Source organism: Frankia sp. CcCS3, from assembly GCF_977927575.1.
In genome coordinates this window covers 1-4,756 of the sequence record NZ_CDWRCL010000275.1, presented here as the reverse complement: position 1 = coordinate 4,756, position 4,756 = coordinate 1, and the positions used below count along the sequence as shown (strand labels likewise).

The following is a 4,756-nucleotide window of genomic DNA, read 5'->3' as shown; positions in this document are numbered from 1 at the left end:
GCCAACATTACGCACAGTTACCAAACTGGCTGGGGTCTCACGCCCACCCCGGTTAACTTCGAAGACCCTATATCGATCATAGATCATCTCTCCCCAATGCACCCACAGCAGGTGATAATGGGAGGTATCGGGCGATCGACGGTGCGGACGACCCGGCGTCGGCTACGGTTCGGACAGCAGCCATAAGCGTCAGGGGGTGGCTGATGTCGGATGTGCCCACAATGTCCTCCGCAGCCGACCGGAACGGTCCACTCGAAGGCATCCGCACACTGGCCGCACGCCTCGCCTCCGGCGAGATGACGTCCCGCGAGCTCGTCGAAGCCGCGTTGGCCCGGATAGCGGCGACCCAAACCACCGTTAACGCCTTCCGCTGGGTACGGGCCGAGGCTGCCCTCGCAGAGGCCGAGGCGGCGGACGTCGCACTCGCCGCCCGCGGGAGCCGGTCCGGCCGACTCAGCCGGTCCGGCCGACTCAGCCGGGACGCCCGCGGCAGCTGGTGGGGCGCGACGGGATGGCGACCACTACTCGGCGTGCCCATTGCGATCAAGGACGACACCGACCTGACCGGTACCCCCACGGCCTTCGGCGCGATGGGGGAGTTCTCCCCCGCGGTCCGGGACAGCGAGATGGTGCGACGGCTGAAGGCGGCCGGTGCCATCATCATCGGCAAGACCAACACCCCCGAGTTCGGGCAGTGGCCGTTCACCGAGGGCCGGGCGTTCGGGGTGACCCGTAACCCGTGGGATCTCGACTACTCTCCCGGCGGCTCCTCCGGAGGCGCGGCGGCCGCGGTGGCCGCGGGGCTGGTACCGGCGGCGATCGGTTCGGACGGGGCGGGCTCCGTGCGCATCCCCGCCGCCTGGACCCACCTGGTCGGGATCAAACCGCAGCGCGGGCGCATCTCGAGCGCCCCGGTCCGCGAGCAGTTCAACGGGCTCACTGTCTACGGCCCGCTCACCAGGACCGTCGCCGACGGGGCCCTGCTGCTCGACATCCTGTCCGGCAGCCTGCCCATCGACCGGGCTCGACCGCCGGCGCCGGCCGAGCCGTTCCTCACCGCCGCCGGCCATCCCCCTTCCCGCTTGCGGATCGGGCTCTCCCTGCACCACCCGTACAGCGGGATGCCGGTGGCCCTCGATCCGGCCGTCCGGGCCGCCGTGGAACGGCTGGCCGAGATCCTGGCCCGCTGCGGGCACGACATCGTGCCGGTGGAGCCGCCCTACGGCCTGCTTGGCACGATCTTCCTGCCGCGGTCCATGGACGGCATCCGCGACTGGGCCGGGCGGGTGCCCGATCCCACCCTGCTCGACCCGCGGACCATGGCCAACGCGCGGACCGGACGGATGCTGCGCCCGTTCCTCCCGCTGACACGCGCCGCGGAGCCACTGGCCCGGCTCAACATCGGCCGCATCTTCCGACGGGTCGACGTCATACTCGCCCCGACGACCGCCACGCCGCCGCCCCGGGTGGGCGAGCTCAACCGGGAGAGCAACTGGGCCACCGACCAGGCGATCGTGGCGGCGTGCCCCTACACCTGGCCGTGGAACGTCCTCGGTTGGCCGGCCGTCAACGTACCGGCCGGACGCACCGCGGCGGGACTGCCCGTCGGCGCCCAGCTGATGGGGCCGGCGAACAGCGAGACCTTGCTGATCTCCCTCGCGGCGCAACTGGAGGACGGCGAGCGCTGGCACCTCCATCAGCCGGGAGAACGCTCGGCCCACGCGATCTGACGATCTGACCCGACGGGCACCCGACCCGACCTGGCCCACAGGCCGACCTGGTCCACGGACCAACCTGACCTTACGGGTAGCGGGGTGTTACCGAATAGCCGAAATGCGAGGGCCTCTCACGGAACCCCGATCCGGCCGGGACAATGACCCATGCGAAGACGTCGTTCAGGCGCTGGCGGACCCGGCGGACCCGGCGGACCCGGCGGACTGGGCAGACTCAGCAGGCTCCGCGGGGTGGAGGATGTCCGTCCCCTCATCGCCGGAACGCTCGTCCTCGTCACGGTCATCGTCCTCGACGCGACGCCCGGCCTGATCCTGGTCGGGTACTTCGGTCTCGGGCCACTGATCATCGCGGCGACCAGTCCACCCCGAGTCACCGCCGCGGTCGGATCGCTGACAGTGATCACGGCACTCCTCTCCGGGTTCTGGGATCATTGGTTCGGGACCGGTCCGCATCTCGCCGCGACTACGCTGGTCGCCCTCCAGGCCGTGATCGCCGTCTACATCTGCGCGCACCGGGAGCGGCAACGCTCACAACTGCACCAGGTCAAAGCGGTTGCCGAGGTCGCGCAGCAGGCACTGCTACCGGCGGTCCCAAGCCGGCTCAACGGGGCCGGTTTCGCGGCTCGGTACCTCTCCGCCGCCCAGGAGCCGTCGGTGGGTGGCGATCTCTACGAGGTCGTCTCCACCTCGCAGAGCATCCGGATGATCATCGGTGATGTCCGCGGCAAGGGCCTGCCGGCGGTCCGGCTGGCCTCGATAGTGCTCGGCGCCTTCCGCGAGGCGGCGGTGACCTGGCTCGACCCGGAACAGGTGGCCGCCGCCTGCGCCCGCGCGGTGGGTCGGGAGGCCGAACCCGAGGACTTCGTGACGGCGCTCATCGTCGACATCCACCCGGACGGTCGGCTGGGCCTGTGCTCGGCCGGGCATCACCCGCCGCGGCTGGTCTCGGCGGACGAGTGCACCACGCTGGAACTGAAGTCGCCCAGTCCGCCACTCGGGCTGGCCGAGCGATTCTCCGTCACGACGGCGAGCTGGGCGGTCGGCGATCGGATGCTGCTGTTCACCGACGGTCTCACCGAGGTCCGGGACGGCCGGGGGCGGTTCTTCCCCCTGGACGATCATCTGGACCTGCTGCGGGGCGGCAGCCAGGACGACGCACTCGACCGTCTCGCCGGGGCTCTGCGCGCCCATGTGGACGGCAGGCTGCAAGACGACCTCGCGGTGCTGCTGGCCGAGCGGGAGGCGGGACCGAGTGGCGGGACCGAGTGGCGGGACGGGAGCCGGCGTCCTGAGCTCCTGAGCCCGGCGGGACCCGGGCGGCCCCTCGGCCCAAGATCCGACTCCCATCCGGCGTGCCGCTGCCCCGCGGAGCCCGTCGCGATCAGCTACGGTCACCCAATGCGGAGGGATTCCGTGGCCGCCGTCGGATACCGACGCCTACAGTTGTGCTCACGGGTATTCACTCCAGGTATCGATACGCCGGACGGTCGGAGACGGTCGTGAGCTTTCCGGTGGATTCCGGTGACCGTCGCACCGTGCGGCTGCTCCTGGCCCTGCTCGTCGTTGTGAGCGCCGTGGCCGCGTTCGCCGTCGGCGGTCTGATCGCGACGTCCGGGTTACGGGTGAGCTGGGGACGCGCCGAGGGCGCCGCGGCAGCGGCCGAGGTCCCCGTCGCCAAGGACGGCTCGCTGCCGGCAGCGATCGGCAGGCTGGGCATCGGCGGCGGCTCGGATCCCTCGTCACTCACGGATCCCTCGCCACTCACGGTGGGCCCCTCCCCGAAGAGCGGGCCTTCGCCGGCCACCGTGTCACCGGCACCGACGGATGCGGGCGGGGCGAAACACCCGGTGCCAAGCCCGGTGCCAAGTGGCGAGGACCCGTCTACACCCACGGCACCGAGCCCGCAACACAGCTGCGCGGCCCCGGCTACCTCCGCACCCGGCGGGTCGGGCGCCCCCATCCTCATCTACCCGTTGTGCTGATATCCGTTGTGCCGAGCTATCCGCCGGATCCGGGCCGCCAGTCGGGCGAGCGGCCGGTGAGGGCCAGCAGCCTCGTCCACTCGTCGGCGTCATCCGGGACCGGCACCGGGCGGGCGAAGATGCCGGCCGCCCGCCAAGCGTCGATCTGCGACGCCAAGTGCTCGTGGACCCGGTGCACGAGGTCCCGGTCGGACCCGACGCCCGCCGCCGACGAGGTGTCACCGGCCCGCCGGCCGTGCATGTCGATCGCCCGCGCCAGATCCCAGCCGTGGATCAGTAGATCGGCGGTCAACTGGAAGGCGTACTCGCTCGCCGGCGTGGGGCCGAAGGAGAGGACCGGCACCGACGCCCAGGCTCCCGGGCGGTTCCAGGCGTCCCGTGCCCCACGGGCCGCCGCCGGCCAGCTCGCCACGGGATCCGCCCCGAGCTGATCGCCGTCGAACCGGGGGCCGATGTCAGCCATGGTGAGGCCGGCCAGCAGCGGCGGCACCCATAGCTGCTCCACGGTGAGGTGGTTGACGAGCGCGCGGACGTTCCAGTCCCGGCAGGGCGTGGGCGCATCCCACCCGCCGGGCGGCACCGCCCGCACCTGCGCGTCGAAGAGGTCCAGCGCCCGGACGAGCGCGTCGTGACGTTCCGCGACGGTCAGCATGGTCGCCATCGCACCGCTCCCTTCATCCGTCGCGGTACCGATCCCGGGCCCGCGCGGGTCGTCCCGGACCGGGGTGGACTCGGTTCCGGCCGGCGATCCGCAGACCCCACCGGCCTACCCCGCACATCGGCATGCACTCTCACCTGCCGCGACGGCCTCACGATCCGTTGCCTCATGGCCCGTTGCCTCACGATGGCCCGTTGCATCGCGGTTCGCGACCGTGCTGCTTGCGGAACCGTCCCAGTAGGGGAGACGAATCACTGGTGTTCCTTGGGGCATTGTGGTAGTCCTCGGGGCGTTGTGGTAGACGGTCATAAATCTGGCTTCCAGCTCCGCCGCGGAGGTTTCCCACGAGGCGAGAGGGTAAACATTCACCTGCTTTAGCGATC

General features: G+C 71.1%; 4 protein-coding genes. 3 read left to right on the top strand and 1 reads right to left on the bottom strand.

Going from position 1 to position 4,756, the window contains the following annotated elements:
- Positions 1-221: 221 nt before the first annotated feature.
- From AC08OQ_RS17740 to AC08OQ_RS17730, 3 genes are all read left to right on the top strand, one after another.
- The gene (locus tag AC08OQ_RS17740) at positions 222-1,730 is read left to right on the top strand and encodes an amidase (protein ID WP_476602110.1); all 1,509 of its coding nucleotides are present in this window, start codon (positions 222-224) and stop codon (positions 1,728-1,730) included.
- Between the two features lie 234 nt (positions 1,731-1,964).
- A complete protein-coding gene (locus AC08OQ_RS17735; protein WP_476602109.1) occupies positions 1,965-3,236 on the top strand; it encodes a PP2C family protein-serine/threonine phosphatase in 1,272 nt (423 codons plus the stop codon).
- The gene (locus AC08OQ_RS17730; RefSeq protein ID WP_476602108.1) at positions 3,233-3,715 is read left to right on the top strand and encodes a hypothetical protein; all 483 of its coding nucleotides are present in this window, start codon (positions 3,233-3,235) and stop codon (positions 3,713-3,715) included. The genes AC08OQ_RS17735 and AC08OQ_RS17730 overlap by 4 nt, the downstream gene beginning before the upstream one ends.
- 16 nt (positions 3,716-3,731) lie before the next feature.
- Here AC08OQ_RS17730 and AC08OQ_RS17725 read toward each other — a convergent pair whose 3' ends face one another.
- Positions 3,732-4,376, bottom strand: a complete 645-nt coding sequence (locus AC08OQ_RS17725; RefSeq protein WP_476602107.1) for a TIGR03086 family metal-binding protein — start codon at positions 4,374-4,376, stop codon at positions 3,732-3,734.
- Positions 4,377-4,756: the final 380 nt, after the last annotated feature.

What these genes read in the sequence shown, in the direction of transcription:
- AC08OQ_RS17740 (WP_476602110.1), top strand. Translation starts at nt 222, where the DNA reads ATGTCCTCCGCAGCCGACCGGAACGGTCCACTCGAAGGCATCCGCACA.
- AC08OQ_RS17725 (WP_476602107.1), bottom strand. Translation starts at nt 4,376, where the DNA reads ATGGCGACCATGCTGACCGTCGCGGAACGTCACGACGCGCTCGTCCGG.